Consider the following 23,171-nt stretch of genomic DNA (forward strand, 5'->3'; position numbering starts at 1 on the left):
ATAAGCATGAAACCTAAAGTGAATCTGTATCTGTGGATATTTATTGGCGCCTAAACCAGATGGTTGTGAGATTAAAGAGAAAAAATGTCGGAAATATCAAGGGAAATTCTGAGTGTTGGCGATCTAAACCGCGCCATTGCTGCCTCTTTAGAGGACCGTTTCGATGCGGTCTGGGTGAGCGGGGAGATTTCTAACTTCAAGGCTTATGACAGCGGGCATTGGTATTTCTCGTTAAAAGACGCGGAAGGTCAGATCCGTTGCGTCATGTTCCGTGGTCGCAACGGCCAGGTTGGGTTCATGCCGCAATCGGGGGATTTGGTAGAAGTCAGCGCCAGCCTAGGCATGTATGTCCCTCGTGGGGATATTCAGCTCACGATTCAGACTTTGCGACGCGCTGGAATGGGCGGTCTATATGAAGCCTTCTTAAAGTTGAAGGCCAAACTCGCCAAAGAAGGCTTGTTTGATGATGAGCGCAAACGCGAGATACCAACGCATCCGCGATCAATCGGCATCATCACATCACCGCAAGCAGCAGCACTCAAAGATGTGCTGAGTACTTTAGCGAGAAGAGCGCCGCATATTCCGATTGTGATTTATCCAACCTTGGTTCAAGGCCCTGATGCACCCGCCGGAATGATTGCCGCACTTAAAGCTGCCGAAAAAGAAAAAGCAGTAGATGTGATTTTGTTAGTACGCGGTGGAGGCAGCATTGAAGATCTGTGGGCATTTAATGATGAACAACTGGCTTATGCGATTGCAGACTCATCAATACCAGTAGTGAGTGGTGTTGGACATGAAACCGATTTCACGATTACGGATTTTGTTGCAGACTTACGGGCCCCAACTCCGACGGGCGCTGCAGAGCTAGCGGCACCTCGACGAGATCAAATGTTGCAAGAGCTTGATGCCATCATGCAGGCACTGCTCCAACGGATTAACCAACGAGTTGAGCGCGAGGCGCAAACCCTAGATCAACTAGCACTTCGCTTGAGTCATGCCTTGCCTAATCCAGATCGGATGAGGGAGCAAATTCAAGGGTGGCAGCAACGTTTGAACCAGGCCTGGTCTGTGCGTATGGAAAATTGGAAGCGCAATCAATCGCACTATCAATCCCAGTTAGAAATGTTGAACCCACAGAGAACACTAGAGCGTGGCTATGCGGTGATCCTGAGTAAAGAAAAAGAAGGGCTGCACGCCATTCGTAAACCATCTGAGTTGAACGTAAGTAATAGTTATCAAATACGTCTAGCCGAAGGGCAGGTAGATGTAGAATTTTCAGAAGTAAATCCAGCGGAACAAAAATAATATGCAGCTACTAATCTTAAGGTTGATTGCATTAACGTGTACATCATTCTTGATTGCAATGCTGACGGGTTGTCCAAGCAGTGGTTCCGGTAACAGCACTGTCATTAATGGTGTAGTGAGTTCAGGTGGAGGATCAACACCAGTTGCTATTGGGGGCGCCACAGTTACGATTTACCAAATTCAGTCTGGAACACCATCTGTTGTTACCCAGGCAACATCGGATAGCGCTGGTAATTTTTCTGTCAAGGTTCCCAGTAATTCCGCAAATACAAGCAGCAATCCCATTACCTACTATGCGGTAGCTAGCAAATCTCCAAGCATCCAGTTAATGGCAAGCTTAGGGACGGGGCCGTTATCTGCAGTACGCATTAATGAGCTCACTACCGTGGCATCCGCTTATGCCTTTGCGCAATTATTTCGTGATGACTATTCGGTAGCCGGGAGTGCTCTACCATTAAGTATTGCTGCGGGCATGGCTGAAAATTTAGTTTCTGCAGAATCTGGCTCTGCATCTAAAGTCATTCAGACTTCGCCTAACGGTTATGAAACCAATACCTGGAGTGCGCTTGGTACTTTGGCTAATGTCTTGGCAGGATGTACTCAAGGTCTTGCTAATGCGTGCACGAATTTATTTGCCCTAACTCCTTCTACAAGTGGCATTACACCTACGAATACCTTGCAGGCGATCGTCAATATCGCTTTAAATCCTGCAGTCAATGTCAGCGGTATCTATAACTTAGGCAGTGTGGTGATAAGCTATACGCCAGCGCTTACTGCTAACCAGGGGCCAAATTCCTCCGCACCACTACAAAAGCTCGATGCCTGGACAATGGCGGTCAAGGTTAATAACACCGGCAGCAGCACCTACCCTTTTGGTGGCCCAGCTAATGTGGCGTTTGATACCAAGGGTTATGCGTGGATTAATAACAATGTGATTCAAGGAACACCCAACTCCGCCAATTGTTTGGTTGTTCTGAAGCCCAATGGCCTGCCTGCTAATGGGGCTTCCAATACTCCAAGCTCACCTATTACTGGCGGCGGTATTTTGGGTTCAGGATTTGGGATTGCGATAGACAAGCTTGGATTTATTTGGTCAGGCAGTTTTGGATGGGGCAATAATGTCCCCACCAGCGGAGCGGTAGCAAAATTATCATCAGTTGGTGTACCCATTTCTTCAGATGCTGGATATACCGCTGGATTGCTGCGAGTGCAGGGAACTGCAGTCGATCAATCTAATAATATTTGGATGGCGAGTTACGGTAACAATGCAGTTGTTGTTTATCCCAATCAGACTACTAATCCTGTTAGTTATGTAGATAGCAATACAGAGCCATTCGGCATAGCGATCACTACTGATGGATATGCGTGGGTTACTTACACAGGGTCAGATACAGTGTCTAAGTTGCGCTATAGCAATGGCGGAATCTCAAAATTATTTACAGTCACACTGCCAAGCGGCAGCAATCCAAAAGGTGTGGCCGTAGACTCACTGGGTAATGCTTGGGTTGCAGCAGGCTCCACTTCTACTGTTTATGCAATCAATTCAAGTGGCGCGATTGTCGGAACTTACACAGGACAAGGGATTAATGGTCCATGGGGCATTTCATTAGATGCAAAGGGAAATGTCTGGGTTGCCAATTTTGGAACTGCATCCCCTAGCGCACGCTATAGCATTGTGCAACTCTGTGGCGCAACATCAAATTGCCCTACAGGTTTAGCAATGGGATCGGCAATCACTCCAAGCACTGGCTACACCCTCCCATCTGCAGGTAGCCAGGTCCTACTGAATTCTGGGCAACCTTTATACGGAACAGGCTCACCCCCATCCTACTTACCCTTGATGCGATTGACTTCAGTAAATACAGATATGGCCGGCAATGTTTGGGCTGCGAATAATTGGAAACCAAGCGCCTTTAATGATGTAAACCCAAATGATGCCAATCCTGGTGGTGATGGCATGGTGATATTTGTTGGGGTTGCTGCTCCAACTAAAGCGCCAAGTCTGGGTCCAGCACAAGCGCCATAATTTTTTTGGTTTTAGTAGTATTTGGGGTGGAAATTAATACGTGATTTGCAAGCGCAGATTAATTTTTGCCCCCGCTTCAATCTGCTAGCCTTTGGTAATGGCAGTTGAGCTTCCAAATAAAATGACAATGCTGTTTGAAGTGCATCAACCGCATGTTTTAGGGCGTCAGATTTATTTCTTCCGAAAGTAATCGCCTCTGGAATGTCAATGAATGTCACCAGAATCTTGGGACCATTTTTAGTTAATACCGCTGGATATCTCAATGAGGACCTTTATTTTAAAAATGAGCTTATCTAGATTTATCCAAAAATCTTTAACCTTATTAAATGATGGTTCTAGATAAGGGACAAAAGGTTATATTAGCAGGCTAAATGACCTTGTAAGCCATGCAGGATAATGGTTATTATACAAATAATTTATTGTATAATAACAACATGAGTACCAAGCTATATGAACCACTTTCCTTATCCGCTCAAACGGCTTATGCCGAACTGCAGGATCAATTACGCATTCAAAATATTGATCAATTTAAAGAATTGCCGGGTGCATTTCACAAGCAGGTTCAAAAAGGTAAAGCCTATATTTATTACGGCTATCGTGATATTGATGGCGTAGGTCGTATGGCTTACGTAGGTCCTGAAGATCAGCGCGTGACTCACCTCATTGAAAAATATCAAGCTTTGAAGACGGGAGATTATTTAAGTAGGATTAAAGGGTTGGCACAATCTGCGGAGGTGCTTGGCTGTGGGTCTGCGTTAACTAAGCACTTTCGCGTAGTGAATCGTTTGCGGCAGTATGGTTTTTTTAGTGCCGGTGGGATATTAATTGGGACGCATGCATTTCTTGCTATGGGAAATATGTTGGGTGTGAAATGGTTAACATCTAATACAACGATGGATGTAGATTTTGCCCATGCGGGAAAAAATGTTTCAATTGCGCTGGGTGCAAATGTGAAAATCTCGGTGCACGATGCTTTAAATTCCTTGGAGATGGGGCTGTTGCCAATTGCTGAGTTTTCAGGAAAAACAGGCGCACAATATCGAAATCCTAAGGACCCAGAGTTGCGACTAGATTTTGTAACTCCACAAACTAGAAGTGGTGGGCCGGTAGTGTTGCCTGAATTGGGTCTGACTCTGGAATGCCTAAAATTTATGGAGTTTTCCCTGGTAAGTACCACGCAGGCTGTTCTCTTATCTAAGGGGGGTGGTGCTTGTATTGTGAATATCCCGGCCCCTGAGCGTTACGCAATACATAAGTTAATTGTTTATGGGGAGCGCCCTATTAATGAGCGTGTAAAAGCAAACAAGGACTTGGGTCAAGCTGCAGCAATTTTCAAAGTGCTATTTGACGGAGGTAATGGTGATTTAGTGAGGCAGGCATGGACTGATGCAATTTCACGTGGTCCTGGTTGGGTAAGACGCTTAAACCAAGGTAAGACTGCATTGCTAAAGCAGTATCCAGAACTATTAGATCTAGCAAATGTGAGATAGATTTTAAATCTAGCTCAGAAAATATTTGGCTCAATCTGTAAACTGACTCCAAACTCTGCGCGTACTTTGTCTTGTATGCATTTAGCAAGACCAAGAATGTCTTGAGCACTACCGCCACCATGATTGACTAGCACCAGTGCTTGGTTTTCATAAACGCCGACCGAGCCCATGCGCTGACCCTTAAAACCACATTGATCAATGAGCCATCCAGCTGCCAGTTTGCGCTTGCCTGGTGCGTCGGGATATGACACTAGGTTAGCATGGGATTGGAGCAAAGTTTCATATTGTTCATTTGGAACAATCGGATTCTGAAAGAAGCTACCTGCATTGCCGATTACTTTCGGGTCAGGCAATTTATGTGTACGGATCTTACAAACCGCTAGGAAAATTTCTTCTGCACTGGGATTGGAGTTTTTAGCAAATTGTTTTGCTAAATCCGCGTAATGAATGCGTGCATTCCAGCTCTTGGGGATTCTAAAAACGACCTTTGTCACAATAAAGCGCTGGGGATTTTGCTTGAAGTAGCTATCGCGATAAGCAAAGTGGCAGGCCTCTTTTGCGAGGGTGACAAAGGCATGATCTTTCGTATCAAAGGCTTCGATACGATCGATGTAATCGCCGATCTCAACACCGTAAGCCCCAATGTTTTGAATTGGTGCTGCTCCAACGGTTCCAGGGATGAGCGCTAAGTTTTCTAAACCGGGTAGATCATTCTCTAGGGTCCAGGCAACAAGTTCATGCCAATTCACACCACCACCCACAGCTAAAAGACTGGCATCCGCATCGCTGGCAATAATTTCTTGTCCGGCAATGTTCATGAGAAGGGTAGCCCCCGGCAGCTTGGCTGGGAGAATGACATTGCTGCCTCCACCCAAAACACGCCATGCTAGTTTTTGCTCGGCAATATCGGAGATGACTCCCGGAATTTGCTCGGACGCGGTAATTTCATATGCCAGTTCCGCACTGGCCTCAAAGCCAAAGGTATTGCGCTGCTTCAAACCCAAATTAGGGATTGATTTTGCTGGCAAGGGCGCATTTTGAGCACGGTTCATGCCACAATCTTATTCGTAAAAGAATCTAGCGAATATTTTTTAGGTGCAAAACTTGTAAAAGTCTCCAAAATATCTAGAAAATATGAAGATTGCTTGAATATTTACCAAAAAATATAGGGAGTAAAAATGCCAACATTTGACGTAGTTTGTGAGCCGGACATGATTGAACTCAAAAATGCTGTCGAGCAATCTAATAAAGAAATTACCAATCGTTTTGACTTTAAGGGCTCCGATAGCCGTGTAGAGCAAAAGGATGAAACTTTAATCTTGTTTGGCGATGACGACTTTAAATTAGGCCAAGTGCGTGATGTGTTGATTAGCAAAATGGCTAAGCGCAATGTGGACGTGCGTTATCTCAAAGATGACAAAACAGAAACTATTGGCAGTGATAAGCGCAAGCAGACTATGAAGATCCAAAAGGGTATTACTTCAGACCTGGCTAAAAAGGTAGTCCGCATCATCAAAGACAGCAAGCTCAAAGTACAAGCCAGTATTCAGGGTGATGCAGTACGTGTCACTGGCGCTAAGCGTGATGACTTGCAAGAAACTATGGCTCTGCTCAAAAAAGAAGTTACCGAAGCGCCATTAGGCTTTAATAATTTCCGTGACTAATGTGATGTTTGAGGGGGTATAAGAGACCCCTTGCTTTATAGGTGCATGTATATTATGATAATATACATGCATGATAGATTTTCACCGAATTACTGGGTTCCAGTGGGATGCTGGAAACGCTTGCAAGAGCGAAGAGAAGCATGGTGTAACTCAAGGAGAGGCAGAAGAAATTTTCTTTAATCAGCCCCTATTGGTTTCTGGTGATGAGAAGCATAGCGAAGATGAGCAACGTTATTTGGCTCTTGGTGTTACCTCGATTGGTGAATTTTTGTCCGTAGTTTTTACCTTGCGAAAGAGTGGCACTTTAATTAGGGTGGTTTCCGCAAGGCCAATGAGTAAGAAAGAGAGGGCATTCTATGAAAAAGCCTAGCAAAACAATTCCTAAATTCAAGAGTGAAAAAGAAGAGCGCGCCTTCTGGGAGAAGAGTGATTCTTCAGAATATTTTGATTTGTCAAGGGCTGTAAGAGTCACAATGCCAAATCTGAAGCCAACAACCACTTCAATATCGCTCCGCTTATCCCAGAGTATTTTGGAGAATATTAAGTTGCAAGCGAATAAGCTTGATGTGCCATATCAATCTTTGATGAAGATATGGCTTGCAGAAAAACTGGAAGAGGTTGCTAAGTAGTTATTGATATTTGGCTGCCTAGAGCCATGCAATCTTAAATGCCAATCTCTAAAAACATCCAAAATCAGATAGCCCCAGCAAGTCAAGAAGCCATTGAGCGCTTCTGCGATGCTTGTTGGTTAGAAGATGGCTTGGCTCAAAACAGCTTATCCGCATACCGCAGAGACTTATTGTTATTGGCCCAGTGGCTCTATAAAGACTCTGGAGCTGATCTGTACGGAGTGACAGAAAAAGATCTCACAGCCTATATTGCGCATCGACGTGCTGATAAAGCTACTACTGCTAATCGGCGCTTAACGGTTTTCAAGCGCTTCTATCGTCATGCACTCCGCATTAATTTGGTCAAGAGCGATCCTTGTATTGGATTACGTGCTGCTAAACAAGCGCTCCGTTTTCCGAAGACGTTAAGCGAAGATCAAGTCACTGCTTTACTTAATGCTCCCGATATTGAAACGCCATTAGGTCTGCGTGATCGCACCATGCTGGAGTTGATGTATGCCAGTGGCTTGCGTGTTTCAGAAATCGTTTCTTTAAAGACTGTTGCCCTTGGTTTAAATGAGGGTGTCGTGCGCGTAGTCAATGGCAAGGGCGGCAAAGAGCGCTTAGTGCCCTTTGGCGGTGAAGCAGGGCAGTGGTTACGACGCTATTTATCAGAAGCCCGCACTCCTTTGTTGGAAGGTAAAACGACTGATGCGGTTTTTGTGGGTCGCCATACTGGTACAGGCTTAACCCGTCAGGCATTCTGGGCTTTGATTAAGCGCTACGCAACTGTGGCTAATATTCCGGTGGCGCTATCACCCCATACCCTGCGCCATGCATTTGCCACCCATTTACTGAATCATGGTGCTGATTTAAGGGTGGTGCAGCTGCTTTTAGGGCACGCAGACATTTCCACTACCCAGATCTATACCCATGTGGCCAGGGAGAGACTTAAATCCATCCATCAACAGCATCATCCTCGTGGCTCTTAGGCTTCCGAGTTACTTCCCTCTACAAGTGTTTAAGATAGCGGTATGGACCTTACCTTAGATCTCTTGCTTATCCCGATTGCCTATTTAATAGGCTCTATTTCTTTTGCAGTAGTGGTTAGCAAATGCATGCGCTTGCCGGATCCTCACTCTTATGGTTCGGGCAATCCTGGGGCAACCAATGTGCTGCGCACTGGCAATAAATTAGCCGCAGTGCTAACTCTGATCGGCGATGCTCTAAAGGGCTACTTTGCCGTCATGCTGGCTCGAGTTTTACTTGGAGATGAATCCCTCACCTCCACCATGAGCTCCTGGCTCTTATGCGGTGTAGTCATCGCGGTGTTCTTGGGTCATCTCTTCCCGATATTCCACGGCTTTAAGGGTGGCAAAGGTGTGGCAACCGCTTGCGGTATTTTGTTTGGTATTAACTGGATCTTGGGATTAGCCACACTGAGTACTTGGATTATTGTCGCTGCGTTCATGCGTTACTCATCTCTAGCAGCTTTAGCTGCTGCGATATTTGGTCCAATCTATTTTGTTTTCTTATTCGGCTTTCAGCCGATGGGCATTGCATTACTGATCGTTTGCCTATTACTTATTTGGCGTCATCGTAGCAATATACAAAATTTGCTCAATGGCACTGAGAGCCGCATTGGTAGTAAGAAAAGTCCAAAATAAGCACTCCTACTTCTCGCAAATAATTTCACTTTAATAAGGCCATCATGACTATTGCTTATGCGTGCATTCTCTTTATGGGGCTACTTCCCTATGTTGCTGCCGGTATCGCCAAAAAAGGCTTTGAAGGCTATGACAACGGTATGCCAAGACAATGGCTTGCTAAACAAACTGGTTTTAGGGCGCGCGCCAATGCGGCTCAAGCCAATATATTTGAGTCGCTCCCTTTTTTCTTTGCCGCTGTCATCATTGCATCCCTAGCGCATGCCCCACAGGACAGAATTGATCTCCTGGCAATCGGATTTGTGATTGCGCGTATTGCTTACCTTGTTTGCTATATCGCTGATTGGCCAACTACCCGTTCCACGGTTTGGTTGTTTGGCATGATTTGCGTAGTTGCCTTGTTCTTCCAGATTTAAATACAAAAAATACAAAACTTATTCTTAAAATATTCGAGACAAAAACTTTATATGCCCATTAAAAAAACACCAGCCAAAAAAGTGGCCAGTAAAGCTGTGACAAAAAAAGTAAATAGCAAAGAAGATTCGGGCACTCCACTATCAGTAGTCATTCGTCGTCGTATTGAAGCGCAAAAAGCACGTTTTCATGCGAATGACAATATCTCTGCGTTTATTAAGCCAGGTGAGTTAGAGGGTTTGGTGGATGAAGTTGCGGAGAAGATGCAGGCTGTTCTAGAAAGTCTTGTGATCGATACTGAGAATGATCACAATACTCAAAATACCAGTCGTCGTGTAGCGAAGATGTATGTCCAAGAGGTCTTTAATGGCCGCTATGTGGATCAACCGACCTTAACGAAGTTTCCGAATGTGAGCCGTTTAAATGAGCTCATGATTATTGGGCCTATTACTGTTCGTAGCGCCTGCTCACACCACTTATGTCCCATCATGGGTCGTATCTGGATTGGCGTATTGCCAAGCAAGGAGTCTGCTTTGATTGGCCTTTCCAAATACTCACGTTTGACTGAATGGGTAATGTGTCGCCCGCAGATTCAGGAAGAGGCGGTAGTAGAGCTAGCTGACATGCTCGAGAAAAAGATCAAACCTATTGGCGTAGCTGTCGTGATGGATGCCGATCACTTCTGCATGCAATGGCGTGGGGTTAAAGACCGCGACTCTAAGATGATCAATAGTGTCATGCGTGGCGCCTTCTTAAAAGACTCTAATTTGCGTCGTGAGTTCTTGGCTCTCATTGACCGAAAATAGGCCAATGAAAAAACTCCTCATTCTGTTAATCGTCTCGCTGGTTGGCTGTACAGTCGGCCCTCAGCGACAGGATTACCAAACGGCCATGAATGAAGGGGTAGAATCACCGTTCTTTTATATTCCGGCGCTAAATCAAAAAGATTATGAGGATCGCACTTGGATTCTTTTGGCGGAATCTCAGTCTAAGGTCTGGTTTTATGACCCCTACACCTTAAGCGAGGATGAAGAGGGTATTGTTACTTTTGATGCATTCTTTTCCCCTAGAGAGAAAAATACTCTAGCGCCGTATAACGCTACTATCGTCGGCCCTTATCGCCAGAAGATTGATTGCTTTGCCAATTACCAGTGGTCAGAAACTCTCTACACCCAAAATATCGTTTCCAAGGCGCCTCTAGTGGGCGACACCAAGCCAGTCAATGGTTCTGGCTGGGTTAAGATTGCCCCAAGAACCGCTATGGCCTATATGCGTTCCCGAGTATGTGGCAGAAAATTTATTGATGATCAGAACATCAATTACTTTTTGTATCAAGATAGCTCATTGCCAGCCCCCGTTGCCAAGAAAGCCCCAGTTGAAGTCTTTGATGAAAAGCTTAATAAGCAGATAGCACCTCCTAAGGAAGATGCAGTTGTTGAATCAACCGATGCGAAACCACCAGTTTTCTATGAAGTCATTAATAATGAAGTCACTATTGTTGATGTCAAGAAAGATATCCGCCAATTGAGGTTGAGCTCTTACTTCTTAAATAAAGATTTTCCTAAGCAAGCGGATTATGTATTTACGGCAAATTGCCAAAGCAATACTTATGCCCTGACCGCTCAGGGGAAAAGTGAAAAGTCTGGCGGGGCAGTTGGTGCAAAAGATTCTTTAGCGGCGGTGGCATTTAATCGTGCCTGCGGAGATCATGGCAATTACATGAAGTTAGCCAGCAAGGGAAGTAGATGACAAAAGCATTATTCAGGGCAACACAAGCTTTCTGGATCATCTCCATGCTGGGGATGCTTATCGCTTGCTCCAGTTTCCCTTCTGAAAATGAGGATCCTGCAAAGAATAATAAAGCGACTTATAACAAGGACCTCAGGGACTGCCAAGAAGACTACCCAGAAGCGGGCTCAGGTGTGCATATCAGGCAATGGATCAATTGCATGAATTTGAAGGGCTGGAAATAGCTTCTCTTCGAAGTAACTTGTTTCTTTTTGGGTGTTGAAATAAGTCTTATCTTTCCCGGCAATCTTGCATTGCAATATTTGAGAATAATTCTCATCTATATCTCCATATAAATCATGGACTTACATGCTAGCTGGATAGATTAATTCTTCTCCACTATGATCACCTTTAGTTTTTAGGGTGCATTGTCATTGCACAACATTCGCTGTTTTATTTTTTGGAGAATCCATGAAAAATAGTCGTCGCCAATTTATGATTTTGTCTGCTGCTGGTGCTTGTACATTGGCTTTGAACGGTAAAGTTCAAGCTCAAGCTATGGTTGCAGAAACTGATCCACAAGCTGCTGCATTGGGCTATAAGGCTGATGCCTCCAAGGTAGATAAAGCAAAGTACGCTAAGTACGCTGCTGGACAGCAGTGCAGCAGCTGCGCCTTGTTCCAGGGTAAAGCTGATGCAGCTGCTGGCGGTTGTGCCTTATTTGCGGGCAAGCAAGTTTCAGCCAAGGGCTGGTGCTCTGCTTACGCTAAGAAGGCTTAATTCAAAGCTCTCAAAGCCAATCGGTATTCCGATGAATAAAAATGACCGCTTAGGCGGTCATTTTTATTGCCAAAAAGGACCTTATTTAAGGGGCGCTATCGTACAAGGGTAGTCCCGGCTTGTTTCTTGTAGCCATATTGAAAAACTATGCTTTAAGTACAGTTATTTCATTTGTTTCACTTATTAAATTAGTTGCATTACACTAAGTGCAGATCTTCAAAGAAAGATTGCAACTAGATATCCTCACGTATGGAGTAAAAATGTCTGCAACATTGGATAGAAATATTGAAGAGCCAATATTGAATGATTCAGAGTCTGAGCTTGTGCGCTCTGCTACAAGATGCATGATGATGGCGCTTGATCACTCAAAAGCAAATAAGATTGCATTGCTTACTGAAAAAGAAAATTCTATCGGAGTGGATACACCCATCTTGGAGCTGCCGCCAAAAGTGTTGCGCTTAATAGCAAATGTGCTTGGCTCTATGGCGGAGAAAAAGCCTATTTTTCTAGTGCCTCAAGGCCACTTGTTAACGACTGTTGAGGCGGCTCAAATCTTAAATGTTTCTAGACCATTTCTGACCAAGCTTTTAAAGGATAAGAAAATCAGATTCACTATGGTGGGATCTCATAGAAGGGTGGCGTATGAGGATTTATTGGAATACAAATCTAAGATGAGGTTTGAACGAGAGGTTGCCATGCAAGAAATGGCTGATCAAGCTCAAGAATTAAACTTAGGCTACTAAATCGATGGCGGGTACGGCAAGATACACGGCAATACTGGATGCAAATGTCATGTATCCAGTCAATGTGTTCGATATCCTTGCGCAGTTTTGTATTGAGGGTTTATTCACTGCAAAATGGTCTCAAGATATAGATGAAGAATGGACTCGAAACCTTCTTCTCGATAGAGTTGATTTAATGCCAGAGCAGGTTCTTAAGAGGTGCAATAGACAGAGGGTAGCTATTCCCGACTGGGAAGTAGAAAAAGAAAAGTATCAATCTTTAATTGAGGCCCTTGATCTACCTGACATGGATGACAGACATGTTTTAGCTGCTGCAATTGCTGGGCATGCTGATAGCATGTTACCTTTAATGTCAAAGATTTTCCAAGTCACGTATTGGATCAATACAATATTGAAGCAATTCATCCTGATGACTTTATTTGCCATCAATTGGATCTCATTCCCTATCAAGCGTTAACGGCAATTAAGCATATACGCTTAAGATTAAAAAATCCCCCATACTCTGCGCAAGAATTGCTCGATAGTTATGGGAGGTCAGGACTAGTATCGACAGTGGCAAAGCTAAAAGAAGCAATAGAGCTCATTTAAGTGCTCAAGAGTGTAGAAATGCAGTATTTAATGAATTACAGAATTAAAAGGGTGAATGTAAAGAAATGAAAAATACCGTTCGGAATCTGGCGAGGCGCTATTCCTTTTATTTGGGTGGCGATCAACCGCTGGTTACCTGGCATGAGCGTTTCCGTTCAGCCATCGGGGCTTTTATAGGGCTGATGTTAGTTATTACTATCGCTATGTACCTTAGAGAGCTTAGTGGTATCGATGAATGGCTAATGGCCTCACTGGGAGCAAGCGCTTTATTGGTCTTCGTTCTGCCTGGTAGTCCAATGGCTCAGCCTTGGGCTGTTATTGCTGGTAATACTCTGTCTGCCTTAGTTGGGGTGAGTTGTGCAATCCTGTTTTCAAGCCCTTTATTGGCCCTACCAATGGCTGCTGCACTGTCAATATTGGGAATGTTTATGCTGCGCTGCTTGCATCCACCAGCAGCGGCAGTGGCTTTAATTGCGGTTTTGGGGGGGCATAACGCACTACCGCTATGCCTTTTTCCCGGTGATGGTGGATTCAGCGTTATTAATACTGGTTGGGGCGGTCTTCAGTAATTTGACCGGTAAACCTTACCCCAATAGGCCGCCTAAATAACAGGCAGCTATAACTCAAGACAAGTCTTTATTTGCTGATTCTGCTGGCTGCGATTGAGGCTTTGCAGTCCTTAATGCCATAGTTTTGGTATTTGCCGGCATTTTCTTTGCGAATGGATTGGCCGCACTCAGTCAAAGAGTTGCGTAAGTTGATTTTGGGGATATTGCCTGTTGTCATGATTGACTCCGTAATAAGTGGTTTTCATTGTGAATTTAAGCCCCAAGGACCCTCATTAAGATCTAGGCTTTGGGCTTAATAGCGCTATCTTGCGCTGCTGATAATTCTAGTGAGTTTTTTTGGGTTTGGGGGTAATCATGGGTTAAGTGGAGTTAAATCCATTGTTAACCCCTAGTTTCATGAAAATAGCCGCTTAAAACCTTTAAAATCATCCGATATTTACAAAAAGCATAAATGCTTTGCTAATTCATTAATGAGCTCAACCAAACTGTCAGCTAATACCGTTATCCCAGTCATCCTTTGTGGAGGGTCTGGAACACGTCTTTGGCCGTTATCGCGCGCAGGCTTTCCGAAGCAGTTTTTAGTATTGTCTGGTGATGACTCTGGCAAGAGCTTATTTCAGCAGGCAGTTGAGCGTTTAAATACGCTCTCTAAGAATAATATTGGGCCCACATTAATTGTGACCAATGAAGAGCATCGCTTCTTGGTGCTGGATCAATTACGAGAAATGCCTAGCATTCAAGCAACTTTGCTTTTAGAGCCAGAGGGTCGTAATACGGCACCGGCATTAAGCTTGGCTGCTTTGTACGCTAGCGAGCAAAAAGATAGCAGTGGCAAGCCCATTGATCCGATCTTGGTCATTACACCGGCAGATCAAACAATACAAAATGGTGCGGCGTTTACTAAAGCACTCAATGAATGTGTCGAAGTTGTCAAAGCAGACTCCAGCGCAAAGACGATTGCCATCTTAGGTATTACGGCAAGCGCCCCAGAAACGGGTTATGGCTATATTAAGAAAATGGGCCAGCAAGGATCTCATGGTGAATACACCGTTGAGCAATTTGTAGAAAAGCCTGATGCCAAGACTGCGCAAAGTTATTTAGACAACGGCAATTACTTTTGGAATGGCGGCATGTTTGTGTTGCGCGCCAGTACTTGGCTTGCCGCTTTGAAGGAATTCCGCTCCGATATTTATGGTGCGACCGAGACTGCTTGGGTTGCGCGTAAGGTAGATCGCGCGGGTGATACCGAGTTTGTTCGTCCCGATAAAGACATCTTTAAAACGATTCCGAGCGAATCAATTGACTATGCAGTCATTGAAAAATGTCCTGGTAATGCAAGCAGTCAGTTCAGCATCAAGATGGTCGAACTCAATGCGGGCTGGAATGACTTAGGTGCATGGGATGCAGTTTGGCAAGTGGGTAAAAAAGATGATCAAGGTAATGTTACCTCTGGCGATACACTGCTGAGTGATGCTAGCAATTCCTTAGTGCATGCTAGTAGCCGTCTTGTGAGCGCAGTCGGTGTTGATAACTTAGTCATCATTGAAACCGCTGATGCTGTATTGGTTGCACACCGCTCCAATAGCCAGGATGTGAAGCACATCGTTAATCAGCTAGAAAAACAAAAGCGTGAAGAAAAGAATCTTCACCGCAAGGTGGCAAGGCCCTGGGGTTGGTATGACAGTGTGGATGAGGGTGAACGCTTTAAGGTCAAGCGCATTCAGGTAAAGCCAGGCGCAAGTCTATCTTTGCAAATGCATCACCATCGTGCCGAGCACTGGATTGTGGTTAAAGGTACTGCTGAGATTACCAATGGTGAAAAAGTCATTTTGCTCTCTGAAAATCAAAGTACCTATATACCGCAGGGCCAAACTCATCGCCTTGCTAATCCAGGAAAAACTCCATTGGAGATCATCGAGGTTCAGTCTGGTAGTTACCTGGGTGAAGACGATATTGTCCGTTTTGAAGATAACTACGGACGCTAAATAGCTCAGTCACTAAATTAATCAATGAATCAATCAAATAATTCAAGCGGCACTGGTAAATGTGTTGCACTCATTTGTGGGGTAAGCGGTCAGGATGGCAGTTATTTAGCCAAGCTATTGCTAGATAAAGGCTATGAGGTATTCGGTACTTCGCGCGATGCCCAAGGCTCATCTTTCGGTAACCTGAAAAAATTAGGCATAGCAGATCGTATTAAATATATTTCTATGGTGCCTGAGGACTTTCGCAGTATCTTGGTCGCATTAAGAAAAAGTAACCCTGATGAGATCTACTATCTCGCAGGTCAATCTTCTGTAGGTCTCTCTTTTGAGCAGCCTGCAGAAACGATTCAGAGTATTACGATGGGCACCCTCAATATTCTTGAAGGATGTCGGATGATGGATAAGCAGATCAAGATCTATCACGCCGGTTCAGGAGAGTGCTTTGGTGATACCAAGGGCGAGCCTGCAACTGAAAGTACCCCGTTCTATCCCATGAGCCCCTATGCGGTTGCTAAAAGCTCAGCCTATTGGTTAGTAAATAACTATCGTGATGCTTATGGCCTATTTGCTTGCACGGGAATTCTGTTTAACCACGAATCCCCATTGCGTCCAGAGCGTTTTGTAACTCAAAAAATTATTCACTCTGTTAAGCGAATCTCGGAAGGCAGTCAAGATAAGCTCAGCTTAGGTCGCCTAGATATTTCTAGAGATTGGGGCTGGGCCCCAGAATATGTAGAGGCAATGTGGCTCATGTTGCAACAAGAAAAGCCACAAGACTTTGTTATCGCTACTGGCACCACAATTACCTTGGAAGATTTTGTAAAAGCAGTATTTGATCAGGCCGGCCTCAACTGGAAGGATCATGTAGTTCAAGATCCAAGCCTCTTCCGCCCAACAGATTTAGCGATCGGTCGCGCTGATCCAAGCAAGGCATTGAAAGAGCTTGGTTGGAAAGCGTCAACCCAAGGAATTAATGTAGTTCAAAAAATGTATCAATCAATTTAATTAATAAAAACACTAATTCACAACACTATGAATACGAAATCAAAAGTTGCCCTTATTACTGGTATTACCGGACAAGACGGTTCTTACCTAGCTGAGTTTTTATTGGAAAAGGGGTATGTCGTTCATGGTATTAAACGCCGTGCATCATCATTCAATACTGATCGCATCGACCATCTCTATCAAGATCCCCATGTTAATCACCCAAACTTGATTCTGCATTATGGTGACTTAACTGATACCAGTAACTTGGTGCGCATCATTCAAGAGAGTCAGCCTGATGAAATTTATAACTTGGGCGCGCAGTCTCACGTAGCGGTTTCTTTTGAGTCTCCTGAGTACACTGCCGATGTTGATGCAATGGGGCCATTGCGTATCTTGGAAGCTATTCGTATTCTGGGCCTAGAAAAGAAAACCCGTTTCTATCAAGCATCTACTTCTGAGCTCTATGGCTTGGTTCAAGAAATTCCACAAAAAGAGACTACGCCTTTTTATCCAAGAAGCCCTTATGCGGTAGCTAAGCTATACGCCTATTGGATCACTGTGAACTATCGCGAGGGTTATGGCATGTATGCCTGTAACGGTATTTTGTTTAATCATGAGTCTAAGCGTCGTGGTGAGACTTTTGTGACTCGCAAAGTGACTCGTGGCTTGGCTAATATTGCTCAAGGTCTTGAGAAATTCTTATTCATGGGCAATATCGATGCTTTGCGTGATTGGGGTCATGCTAAAGATTACGTACGCATGCAATGGTTGATGTTGCAACAAGACAAACCGGATGACTTTGTGATTGCCACTGGTGTGCAGTTCACCGTGCGTGAATTTATTACTCGTAGCGCAAAGCAGCTTGGTATCACCATGCGTTTTGAGGGTGAAGCGGAGAATGAAAAAGGCATTGTTGCAGCCATTGAGGGTGATAAAGCCCCTGCATTGAAGGTTGGCGATGTAATCGTGCAGATTGATCCACGCTACTACCGTCCTACTGAAGTAGAAACTCTATTGGGTGATCCAACGAAGGCTAAAGAGAAATTGGGCTGGGTTCCTGAAATCACTCTAGATGAAATGATTGTTGAGATGGTTGCTAATGACTTGGACCAAGCTAGACAACATGCTTTATTACAGAAACATGGCTACTCAGTAGCAGTTGGTAAAGAAAATTAAGCAATTTTTATGGACTTAAGCCAAAAAATTTATGTTGCGGGCCATCGCGGAATGGTGGGTTCAGCCATTGTCCGCAATTTGCAGGCTAAAGGCCATACTAATATCGTCACAAGAACTCATGCCCAATTAGATCTCACTAATCAAGCTGCGGTTGCCGAGTTCTTTGCCGCTGAGAAGCCTGATCAGGTCTATTTAGCTGCTGCAAAAGTAGGAGGCATTTATGCCAACAATACTTTTCCGGCGGAGTTTATTTATGACAACCTGATGGTGCAGAACAACGTGATCCATCAAGCATTTTCAAATGGCGTCAAGAGGTTGTTGTTCTTGGGTTCAAGCTGTATTTATCCGAAATTGGCACCTCAGCCTATGAATGAAGACGCTTTGTTAATGGGTAAGTTAGAGCCCACTAATGAGCCTTATGCCATTGCCAAAATTGCTGGTATCAAGATGTGTGAAAGTTATAACCGCCAGTATGGCCAGTCACATGGAGTGGACTACCGCTCAGTGATGCCTACCAACCTTTATGGCCCTGGTGATAACTACCATCCTGAAAATAGTCATGTGATCCCTGCGCTGATTAGAAGGTTTCATGAGGCTAAAGTAGGCAATACGCCTGAAGTGTTGATTTGGGGAACTGGTACGCCTAAGCGCGAGTTCTTGTACGTTGACGACATGGCTGCCGCTTCAGTATTTGTCATGAACTTAGATAAGTCTACTTATGATCAGCATACCGATCCAATGCAAAGTCATATTAATGTGGGTTTTGGTAGCGATATCTCTATTGCTGAGTTGGCGAATGCGGTAAGCCGGGCGGTTGGCTATCAAGGAAAGATTGGTTTTGATGTCACTAAGCCTGATGGCACTCCACGTAAGTGGATGGATTCATCCAGATTAAATGGTTTGGGCTGGGCTCCAAAAGTTCAGTTAACTGAAGGCCTAAAACAGGCTTATGCAGAATTTTTGCTGGGACATAGAGATGCCTGAGGTGTCTTCAGTGATGCCTTCTGCAGTGCCAGCAATTGACGAAGTAATTTCCGTCTGCTCAATCAAGGATATTGATGTTTGGACGGTAGCCGCTAAACATATAGTTCAATATATTTCAGCCAAGCAATACACAGTAATTGTTCCGGATGCTCAAGTGCAGATGTTTTCCGCCGTTACTAAGGTGCCATACCAAGTTAAGCCAGAATCGCTCTTTGTTGGCAATCTAAAAGAAAAAATAGCACAGACCTTAACGCCAGAGAATCAAGATCGGGTGGGTTGGTATTTGCAGCAGTTTGTAAAGATTTCTGCTGTGCTGACTCATGACGATCGGGATGTCGTCCTCATTTGGGATGCGGATACCGTGCCTTTAAAGCAGCTCGAGTTTATTAATTCGAGGGGGCAGTTTATTTATTACAAGGGCGATGAGTATCGTAAGTCTTATTTTGACTTTATCGAACGTGCCTTAGGTCTAAAGCGCACACAAAACTTTTCTTTTATTGCTCAGAGCTTAATTCTGAAAGTCAGTTGGGCGCGTGAATTAACAAATGCATTAGCGCAAAGCGCTCAACTTCCTTGGATTGATGCAGTCTTATCATTTTTAGACAAGGCGGAACCCGCAGGCTTTGCTGAATTTGAAACCTTGGGCACTTGGATATGGAATCATCATCACGATGAAATAATCATTAGCGAGCGTCCTTGGTATCGCAATGGCTTAAGTCTGGTTGGAAACCCGCCAAAACTCTCGCAATCTGTATGGAATGGTTTGGCTAAGTCCTATGATTTCATTAGTTTCGAGGGTTGGGATGAGCTTGTGGGTCTGCGAAAAAGACTGAAAAGAATTGCGAGAAGGTATCAATATTCCTATCGAGGCAAGGCAAGCGCTGTCTAGCTCAGGACGTCTGAGAAGAAGGCATCTCCTAGCATCGAAAATTTCCTAATGAAAATAGCCGTTACCCAACTCAGGCCAGTGCCGCACACTCTAGTGCTGGTGTTGTGCGCGCTATTTTCGATCTTATATGGCGTGTGGTTATTGCCTCATACCGTCTTTATTCGCCACTCTTGTTTAATAATTGGCTCTCTATTGAGTTTGCCAGTGATATTTTTTAACTGGAAAATTTTTTTCCAGCGGCGCGCTATACCAATTGCACTCATCTTATTTTTGTTAATATGGGTCAGTATCCATCTATGGTTTATTGGCGTTGACTTTGCAATGCAGTACGCCGAGTACACCAAAATTTGGAAAAAGATTGCTATCAGCCTTCCATTTGCGCTGGGTCTTGGCCTTGGCTTATTAAGCAACTCCACGGATGCCGCGAAGACCAAAATCTATTGGCGAATTCTATTTATTGGTTTTTTATCCCCAACCCTGATTTACTTATTTAAATATTGGATCACCCTCAATGCAGGTCGCTGGGGATTAGAGCTCTCACCATTCTTGATGAGATCAAACGATATTAATCATCCTTTTGGCATCCATAAGGTGGGCTACGTGTTCTTTTGTCTCCCTGCGGTTGCTTTAGCTGTGGGGCGTTTGCAAAACCTCATTCGATCAGGCAGCAAAAATGTATTGGCGTATTTGATTTATTTATCCGTATTGCCAATTACTTTATTTAATTTTCAAGTCGAAGACACTCGCAACGGATTTGCGTACACATTGATCTTGGTGGTATTGGGCTCGTTTGGATTGTGGCTTGGTAAATCACGTCAATTCTTGTTTCGTAAGCTCACATTGACTGCCTTGTTATTTATGGCAATTTCTTATGTTGGGTACTTGTGCTTTAAAGATGATGCGCGTTGGAATACCTTTATTCCTGATGCTAAGGTGGCGGTTCAAGTAGATCAATTTGATCACTGGAAATATTGCGGTGCTGCACCTCACGGCTATCCCGTCAATGAACTTGGCAAGACCGTTACTCAGTCAAACTATGAACGCATAGCTTGGGCTGTTGTGGCATTGAGACTTGTACGAGATAACCCGCTTGGCTATGGTGTCATGGATCTCTCATTTGCCTACTTGGGAAAGCTGCAGTGGCCAGAGGCAGAGTGCCTGCATCAGAGTCACAGTGCATGGCTTGATTTTGCTTTAGGCTACGGCATCCCGGGTGTTCTGCTGTTGCTGATGGCTGCTATTTTGGCCTGGGTATATAGTAGAAATACCCCCCAACCTTGGGCGGATATCGGACGGTGGGGCCTCGGATCGATGATGTTGTTGCTAATTACAACAGAAATATCCTCTGAAGTATTTGTGAACGCATTGATCTTTTTGATTGTTTTGGTAAGCACTTTAAGTTTGAGGTTTTCGCAAATGAGTAGTTGTCATAATCAAAGTAAGACTAAGCCATCGCATGGAAAATAACTATATTCATATGAATCGCTTTTTTTCATGAGTAGGACGCTCTTATCTGCATCTTCTGCGCTCTTAATTGATCGAATATTCAGAGCGGGTATTGGCTTATTGGCTGGTATTGCCATTGCTCGGCATTACGGGCCAGCAGAATTTGGTCAACTCAGCTACGTTCTTTTGGCGGCAAGCTTATTCGGAGGTCTAGCTACTTTAGGTCTAGATGAAATGGGGCCACGAGATATGGCCGCTATGCCACATAGCCATCTTTCGCGTGAGGATATGCTTAAAACAATACTTCGTATGCGTAGTATTGGGGGCTTACTGGCTTACGTCTTGTTGGTGTTGTTTGTGTATCTTGAGTTAGGAGTAGGCGTTACCTTGTGGATTGCGTTGATCTTAGGTCTCTATCTGCCTTTGCAATCTGCGGATGCCTTTGAATATCGTTTTCGGGTTGAGGGAAAGTTTCTCCTAATAGCGCTCACTCGAAGCTTTTCAGCTCTTTGCTCATCGACGATCAAAATACTTTCAGTTTTCCTCGGCTGGCCAATTTATATGATTGCGGCAGCAATGACGGGAGAGTACGCAAGCAATGGCTTTATATTTTCTCGGATTAATCGAGCCCAGTTCGGCATCGGCGCAGAATTTAATCTACCCTATGCAAAACTACTCCTCAGTCGCTCTTGGAAAATAATGCTTGCAGGAGTGATGATTGCGCTTCAGGTACGTATCGAGTATTACTTAATTGAAAAGATGATGAGCTGGAGTGATGTAGGGCAATACTCTGCAGCCCTCAAGATCTTTGAGATTCTGGATGTAGTGCCTATTATCTTTTCTTTGATATTAATGCCCCAATTAGCCTCAAGTTTGCATGGCGCCCCTGAAGAAAAGTTAAAGCAATCATTTCAGGGATCTTACCTCTCGGGACTGTTGATTTACCTTGCCCTTATTCCCGTCATGCTAATCATCATTTGGGCATTTCCTTTGGCCTTTGGTGAGCAGTATCTCGCTGCGCAAGCACTGCTGCCACTTTTAATGATTCGCCCGCTATTTGGAATGTTCAATGCTATCCGAGGGGTCTATGTGATCTTGGAGCATCGCTATTTTTTCCCTTTGTTATCGGCATCAATTGGCTTGTTGTTAAGTTTTAGCGCTGCCTACCTGCTAATCCCGGCATATGGGCTTTACGGTGCCGTGATCGCCAATCTACTAGGGCTTTTAGGTTCAACCATTCTGGCAGATTTACTGTTTTACAGAAAAAGTACTATTGCCTTAATCACTTGCTTTCAGCAGAGTCATTCCCTGATTGAAAAGCTGCGCTCCTTCCAAATAACTGCCAAATAATGAATCCAGTCTTGAAAAAATTTGGGGTTGTTGTGGTGCTCCATGGGAAGGGAGCCAATGATGTCCTACAAAACTATCCAGCTATTTTTGAAAAGTTAGATGCTTTATCAATTCCGGTAGTGTTGGTGGATCATGGAGCCCACTCATTTGGAGAGAAGGATTTCGTCAGGAATAATATTGAATATATTAGTCAGGAAAATAAGGGTTTTGGTTCCGGAGTAAATCAGGGATGCCGAGCCTTATTTAAGTCCTGTCAATATGCCATTGTTCTCAATCCGGATTTGCATTTTGCCGTAGAAGAGCTCCTAGACATTGGTTCTGGATTAAGCAACTCATTTGGCGTTATTGAAACTCAAGAGCACGGCATCAAGCGGGGCATCCGTTTTTACAATCAATTTACTGGGGTTGTTTCAGACAATCCATCAAGATACACGGTCCCCTACTTTAATGGTGCTGCTTTTTGTGTTAGCAAGGAGTTGTTTGAAAAGACTGGTGGTTTTGATGAAAAGTTCTTTCTCTATTTTGAGGATTTGGATTATTCAATGCAGCTAAAGAGCTTATCTATTCCCTTGGCAATCATTCAATCCAACTCCTTTGTGCATAAAGTTGGTGGAACTAGGGAGCATGGTAAAAGCCTTGAAATTGAGAGGGCTGCCTCTCTATCCGGACTAAGATTTGTATACAAATGGCTTACTTGGAATATATGGCTCTATGTACGATATTGTCTAAAATGGATACTTGCTAATCATCGCATTTAATATGGGATTTATAT

Annotated in this window: 26 protein-coding genes; 24 read left to right on the plus strand and 2 right to left on the minus strand. The window is 44.1% G+C overall.

The window, feature by feature from the left end; all coding sequences use genetic code 11:
- Positions 1–84: 84 nt before the first annotated feature.
- The 3 genes from xseA to ICN34_RS07205 all read left to right on the plus strand — a co-directional run bounded on the left by xseA (position 85) and on the right by ICN34_RS07205 (position 4,821).
- Positions 85–1,305 carry an exodeoxyribonuclease VII large subunit gene (gene xseA / locus ICN34_RS07195; protein WP_216121664.1) on the plus strand — a complete coding sequence of 407 codons (1,221 nt, stop codon included), beginning with the start codon at positions 85–87 and terminating at the stop codon, positions 1,303–1,305.
- A gap of 1 nt (position 1,306) precedes the next feature.
- The gene (locus ICN34_RS07200; protein ID WP_216121666.1) at positions 1,307–3,331 is read left to right on the plus strand and encodes a hypothetical protein; all 2,025 of its coding nucleotides are present in this window, start codon (positions 1,307–1,309) and stop codon (positions 3,329–3,331) included.
- Positions 3,332–3,765: 434 nt separating this feature from the next.
- A complete protein-coding gene (locus ICN34_RS07205) occupies positions 3,766–4,821 on the plus strand; it encodes a GSU2403 family nucleotidyltransferase fold protein (protein WP_216121668.1) in 1,056 nt (351 codons plus the stop codon).
- Positions 4,822–4,835: 14 nt separating this feature from the next.
- On the opposite strand, the gene murB is transcribed toward ICN34_RS07205, so the two are convergent.
- The gene (gene murB / locus ICN34_RS07210; RefSeq protein WP_216121671.1) at positions 4,836–5,873 is read right to left on the minus strand and encodes a UDP-N-acetylmuramate dehydrogenase; all 1,038 of its coding nucleotides are present in this window, start codon (positions 5,871–5,873) and stop codon (positions 4,836–4,838) included.
- A gap of 126 nt (positions 5,874–5,999) precedes the next feature.
- Here murB and ICN34_RS07215 point away from each other — a divergent pair, with 126 nt between their 5' ends.
- From ICN34_RS07215 to ICN34_RS07275, 13 genes are all read left to right on the plus strand, one after another.
- Positions 6,000–6,485 (plus strand): YajQ family cyclic di-GMP-binding protein, encoded by a 486-nt coding sequence (locus ICN34_RS07215; RefSeq protein WP_072583283.1) that lies wholly within the window; start codon positions 6,000–6,002, stop codon positions 6,483–6,485.
- 70 nt (positions 6,486–6,555) lie between these two features.
- Positions 6,556–6,855, plus strand: coding sequence for a BrnT family toxin (locus ICN34_RS07220; protein WP_216121673.1), 300 nt, complete (start codon positions 6,556–6,558; stop codon positions 6,853–6,855).
- Positions 6,842–7,114, plus strand: a complete 273-nt coding sequence (locus ICN34_RS07225) for a BrnA antitoxin family protein (protein WP_072583281.1) — start codon at positions 6,842–6,844, stop codon at positions 7,112–7,114. The genes ICN34_RS07220 and ICN34_RS07225 overlap by 14 nt, the downstream gene beginning before the upstream one ends.
- Before the next feature lie 38 nt (positions 7,115–7,152).
- The gene (gene xerD / locus ICN34_RS07230) at positions 7,153–8,085 is read left to right on the plus strand and encodes a site-specific tyrosine recombinase XerD (protein WP_216121675.1); all 933 of its coding nucleotides are present in this window, start codon (positions 7,153–7,155) and stop codon (positions 8,083–8,085) included.
- 42 nt (positions 8,086–8,127) lie between these two features.
- Positions 8,128–8,760: a glycerol-3-phosphate 1-O-acyltransferase PlsY gene (gene plsY, locus ICN34_RS07235; RefSeq protein WP_072583279.1), complete on the plus strand. Its 633-nt coding sequence runs from the start codon at positions 8,128–8,130 to the stop codon at positions 8,758–8,760.
- A gap of 44 nt (positions 8,761–8,804) precedes the next feature.
- A complete protein-coding gene (locus tag ICN34_RS07240; protein WP_216121677.1) occupies positions 8,805–9,176 on the plus strand; it encodes an MAPEG family protein in 372 nt (123 codons plus the stop codon).
- A gap of 51 nt (positions 9,177–9,227) precedes the next feature.
- Positions 9,228–9,980 carry a GTP cyclohydrolase I gene (gene folE, locus ICN34_RS07245; protein WP_216121679.1) on the plus strand — a complete coding sequence of 251 codons (753 nt, stop codon included), beginning with the start codon at positions 9,228–9,230 and terminating at the stop codon, positions 9,978–9,980.
- Positions 9,981–9,984: 4 nt separating this feature from the next.
- Positions 9,985–10,923: a hypothetical protein gene (locus ICN34_RS07250; protein ID WP_216121681.1), complete on the plus strand. Its 939-nt coding sequence runs from the start codon at positions 9,985–9,987 to the stop codon at positions 10,921–10,923.
- Positions 10,920–11,147, plus strand: coding sequence for a hypothetical protein (locus ICN34_RS07255; protein ID WP_072583276.1), 228 nt, complete (start codon positions 10,920–10,922; stop codon positions 11,145–11,147). Before ICN34_RS07250 ends, ICN34_RS07255 begins: the two co-directional genes overlap by 4 nt.
- A 226-nt stretch (positions 11,148–11,373) precedes the next feature.
- Positions 11,374–11,682 carry a high-potential iron-sulfur protein gene (locus ICN34_RS07260; RefSeq protein WP_072583275.1) on the plus strand — a complete coding sequence of 103 codons (309 nt, stop codon included), beginning with the start codon at positions 11,374–11,376 and terminating at the stop codon, positions 11,680–11,682.
- A gap of 260 nt (positions 11,683–11,942) precedes the next feature.
- Entirely contained in the window at positions 11,943–12,425 is a 483-nt protein-coding gene (locus tag ICN34_RS07265) for a helix-turn-helix domain-containing protein (RefSeq protein ID WP_216121683.1), read from the plus strand.
- A 4-nt stretch (positions 12,426–12,429) separates the two neighbouring features.
- A complete protein-coding gene (locus tag ICN34_RS07270) occupies positions 12,430–12,882 on the plus strand; it encodes a PIN domain-containing protein (RefSeq protein WP_255538599.1) in 453 nt (150 codons plus the stop codon).
- Between the two features lie 196 nt (positions 12,883–13,078).
- Positions 13,079–13,582, plus strand: a complete 504-nt coding sequence (locus ICN34_RS07275) for an HPP family protein (protein ID WP_216121685.1) — start codon at positions 13,079–13,081, stop codon at positions 13,580–13,582.
- Between the two features lie 67 nt (positions 13,583–13,649).
- Here the strand turns inward: ICN34_RS07275 and ICN34_RS07280 are convergent, their stop codons facing one another.
- On the minus strand, positions 13,650–13,799 hold the full coding sequence (locus tag ICN34_RS07280; RefSeq protein ID WP_216121687.1) for a hypothetical protein: 150 nt from the start codon (positions 13,797–13,799) through the stop codon (positions 13,650–13,652).
- Between the two features lie 253 nt (positions 13,800–14,052).
- Here ICN34_RS07280 and ICN34_RS07285 point away from each other — a divergent pair, with 253 nt between their 5' ends.
- From ICN34_RS07285 to ICN34_RS07320, 8 genes are read left to right on the plus strand one after another with little or no spacing between them, the layout of a single operon-like run.
- Positions 14,053–15,567: a mannose-1-phosphate guanylyltransferase/mannose-6-phosphate isomerase gene (locus ICN34_RS07285; protein WP_216121689.1), complete on the plus strand. Its 1,515-nt coding sequence runs from the start codon at positions 14,053–14,055 to the stop codon at positions 15,565–15,567.
- A gap of 24 nt (positions 15,568–15,591) precedes the next feature.
- Positions 15,592–16,572: a GDP-mannose 4,6-dehydratase gene (locus ICN34_RS07290; RefSeq protein ID WP_216121691.1), complete on the plus strand. Its 981-nt coding sequence runs from the start codon at positions 15,592–15,594 to the stop codon at positions 16,570–16,572.
- A gap of 27 nt (positions 16,573–16,599) precedes the next feature.
- Complete coding sequence (gmd, locus tag ICN34_RS07295) at positions 16,600–17,730, plus strand: GDP-mannose 4,6-dehydratase (RefSeq protein WP_216121694.1); 1,131 nt, start codon at positions 16,600–16,602, stop codon at positions 17,728–17,730.
- 9 nt (positions 17,731–17,739) lie between these two features.
- Positions 17,740–18,714 (plus strand): GDP-L-fucose synthase, encoded by a 975-nt coding sequence (locus ICN34_RS07300; protein WP_216121696.1) that lies wholly within the window; start codon positions 17,740–17,742, stop codon positions 18,712–18,714.
- On the plus strand, positions 18,680–19,603 hold the full coding sequence (locus ICN34_RS07305; protein ID WP_216121698.1) for a DUF6492 family protein: 924 nt from the start codon (positions 18,680–18,682) through the stop codon (positions 19,601–19,603). Before ICN34_RS07300 ends, ICN34_RS07305 begins: the two co-directional genes overlap by 35 nt.
- 48 nt (positions 19,604–19,651) lie before the next feature.
- Positions 19,652–21,070 (plus strand): O-antigen ligase family protein, encoded by a 1,419-nt coding sequence (locus ICN34_RS07310; RefSeq protein ID WP_216121700.1) that lies wholly within the window; start codon positions 19,652–19,654, stop codon positions 21,068–21,070.
- A gap of 27 nt (positions 21,071–21,097) precedes the next feature.
- Positions 21,098–22,399, plus strand: coding sequence for an oligosaccharide flippase family protein (locus ICN34_RS07315; RefSeq protein WP_216121702.1), 1,302 nt, complete (start codon positions 21,098–21,100; stop codon positions 22,397–22,399).
- Positions 22,399–23,157 carry a glycosyltransferase family 2 protein gene (locus tag ICN34_RS07320; RefSeq protein ID WP_216121704.1) on the plus strand — a complete coding sequence of 253 codons (759 nt, stop codon included), beginning with the start codon at positions 22,399–22,401 and terminating at the stop codon, positions 23,155–23,157. The genes ICN34_RS07315 and ICN34_RS07320 overlap by 1 nt, the downstream gene beginning before the upstream one ends.
- Positions 23,158–23,171 lie beyond the last annotated feature (14 nt).

It is taken from the genome of Polynucleobacter sp. Tro8-14-1, assembly GCF_018881655.1.
In the GTDB taxonomy this organism is placed as follows: domain Bacteria; phylum Pseudomonadota; class Gammaproteobacteria; order Burkholderiales; family Burkholderiaceae; genus Polynucleobacter.

What these genes read in the sequence shown, in the direction of transcription:
- xseA (WP_216121664.1), top strand. Translation starts at nt 85, where the DNA reads ATGTCGGAAATATCAAGGGAAATTCTGAGTGTTGGCGATCTAAACCGC.
- ICN34_RS07200 (WP_216121666.1), top strand. Translation starts at nt 1,307, where the DNA reads ATGCAGCTACTAATCTTAAGGTTGATTGCATTAACGTGTACATCATTC.
- ICN34_RS07205 (WP_216121668.1), top strand. Translation starts at nt 3,766, where the DNA reads ATGAGTACCAAGCTATATGAACCACTTTCCTTATCCGCTCAAACGGCT.
- murB (WP_216121671.1), bottom strand. Translation starts at nt 5,873, where the DNA reads ATGAACCGTGCTCAAAATGCGCCCTTGCCAGCAAAATCAATCCCTAAT.
- ICN34_RS07215 (WP_072583283.1), top strand. Translation starts at nt 6,000, where the DNA reads ATGCCAACATTTGACGTAGTTTGTGAGCCGGACATGATTGAACTCAAA.
- ICN34_RS07220 (WP_216121673.1), top strand. Translation starts at nt 6,556, where the DNA reads ATGATAGATTTTCACCGAATTACTGGGTTCCAGTGGGATGCTGGAAAC.
- ICN34_RS07225 (WP_072583281.1), top strand. Translation starts at nt 6,842, where the DNA reads ATGAAAAAGCCTAGCAAAACAATTCCTAAATTCAAGAGTGAAAAAGAA.
- xerD (WP_216121675.1), top strand. Translation starts at nt 7,153, where the DNA reads ATGCCAATCTCTAAAAACATCCAAAATCAGATAGCCCCAGCAAGTCAA.
- plsY (WP_072583279.1), top strand. Translation starts at nt 8,128, where the DNA reads ATGGACCTTACCTTAGATCTCTTGCTTATCCCGATTGCCTATTTAATA.
- ICN34_RS07240 (WP_216121677.1), top strand. Translation starts at nt 8,805, where the DNA reads ATGACTATTGCTTATGCGTGCATTCTCTTTATGGGGCTACTTCCCTAT.
- folE (WP_216121679.1), top strand. Translation starts at nt 9,228, where the DNA reads ATGCCCATTAAAAAAACACCAGCCAAAAAAGTGGCCAGTAAAGCTGTG.
- ICN34_RS07250 (WP_216121681.1), top strand. Translation starts at nt 9,985, where the DNA reads ATGAAAAAACTCCTCATTCTGTTAATCGTCTCGCTGGTTGGCTGTACA.
- ICN34_RS07255 (WP_072583276.1), top strand. Translation starts at nt 10,920, where the DNA reads ATGACAAAAGCATTATTCAGGGCAACACAAGCTTTCTGGATCATCTCC.
- ICN34_RS07260 (WP_072583275.1), top strand. Translation starts at nt 11,374, where the DNA reads ATGAAAAATAGTCGTCGCCAATTTATGATTTTGTCTGCTGCTGGTGCT.
- ICN34_RS07265 (WP_216121683.1), top strand. Translation starts at nt 11,943, where the DNA reads ATGTCTGCAACATTGGATAGAAATATTGAAGAGCCAATATTGAATGAT.
- ICN34_RS07270 (WP_255538599.1), top strand. Translation starts at nt 12,430, where the DNA reads ATGGCGGGTACGGCAAGATACACGGCAATACTGGATGCAAATGTCATG.
- ICN34_RS07275 (WP_216121685.1), top strand. Translation starts at nt 13,079, where the DNA reads ATGAAAAATACCGTTCGGAATCTGGCGAGGCGCTATTCCTTTTATTTG.
- ICN34_RS07280 (WP_216121687.1), bottom strand. Translation starts at nt 13,799, where the DNA reads ATGACAACAGGCAATATCCCCAAAATCAACTTACGCAACTCTTTGACT.
- ICN34_RS07285 (WP_216121689.1), top strand. Translation starts at nt 14,053, where the DNA reads ATGAGCTCAACCAAACTGTCAGCTAATACCGTTATCCCAGTCATCCTT.
- ICN34_RS07290 (WP_216121691.1), top strand. Translation starts at nt 15,592, where the DNA reads ATGAATCAATCAAATAATTCAAGCGGCACTGGTAAATGTGTTGCACTC.
- gmd (WP_216121694.1), top strand. Translation starts at nt 16,600, where the DNA reads ATGAATACGAAATCAAAAGTTGCCCTTATTACTGGTATTACCGGACAA.
- ICN34_RS07300 (WP_216121696.1), top strand. Translation starts at nt 17,740, where the DNA reads ATGGACTTAAGCCAAAAAATTTATGTTGCGGGCCATCGCGGAATGGTG.
- ICN34_RS07305 (WP_216121698.1), top strand. Translation starts at nt 18,680, where the DNA reads ATGCAGAATTTTTGCTGGGACATAGAGATGCCTGAGGTGTCTTCAGTG.
- ICN34_RS07310 (WP_216121700.1), top strand. Translation starts at nt 19,652, where the DNA reads ATGAAAATAGCCGTTACCCAACTCAGGCCAGTGCCGCACACTCTAGTG.
- ICN34_RS07315 (WP_216121702.1), top strand. Translation starts at nt 21,098, where the DNA reads ATGAGTAGGACGCTCTTATCTGCATCTTCTGCGCTCTTAATTGATCGA.
- ICN34_RS07320 (WP_216121704.1), top strand. Translation starts at nt 22,399, where the DNA reads ATGAATCCAGTCTTGAAAAAATTTGGGGTTGTTGTGGTGCTCCATGGG.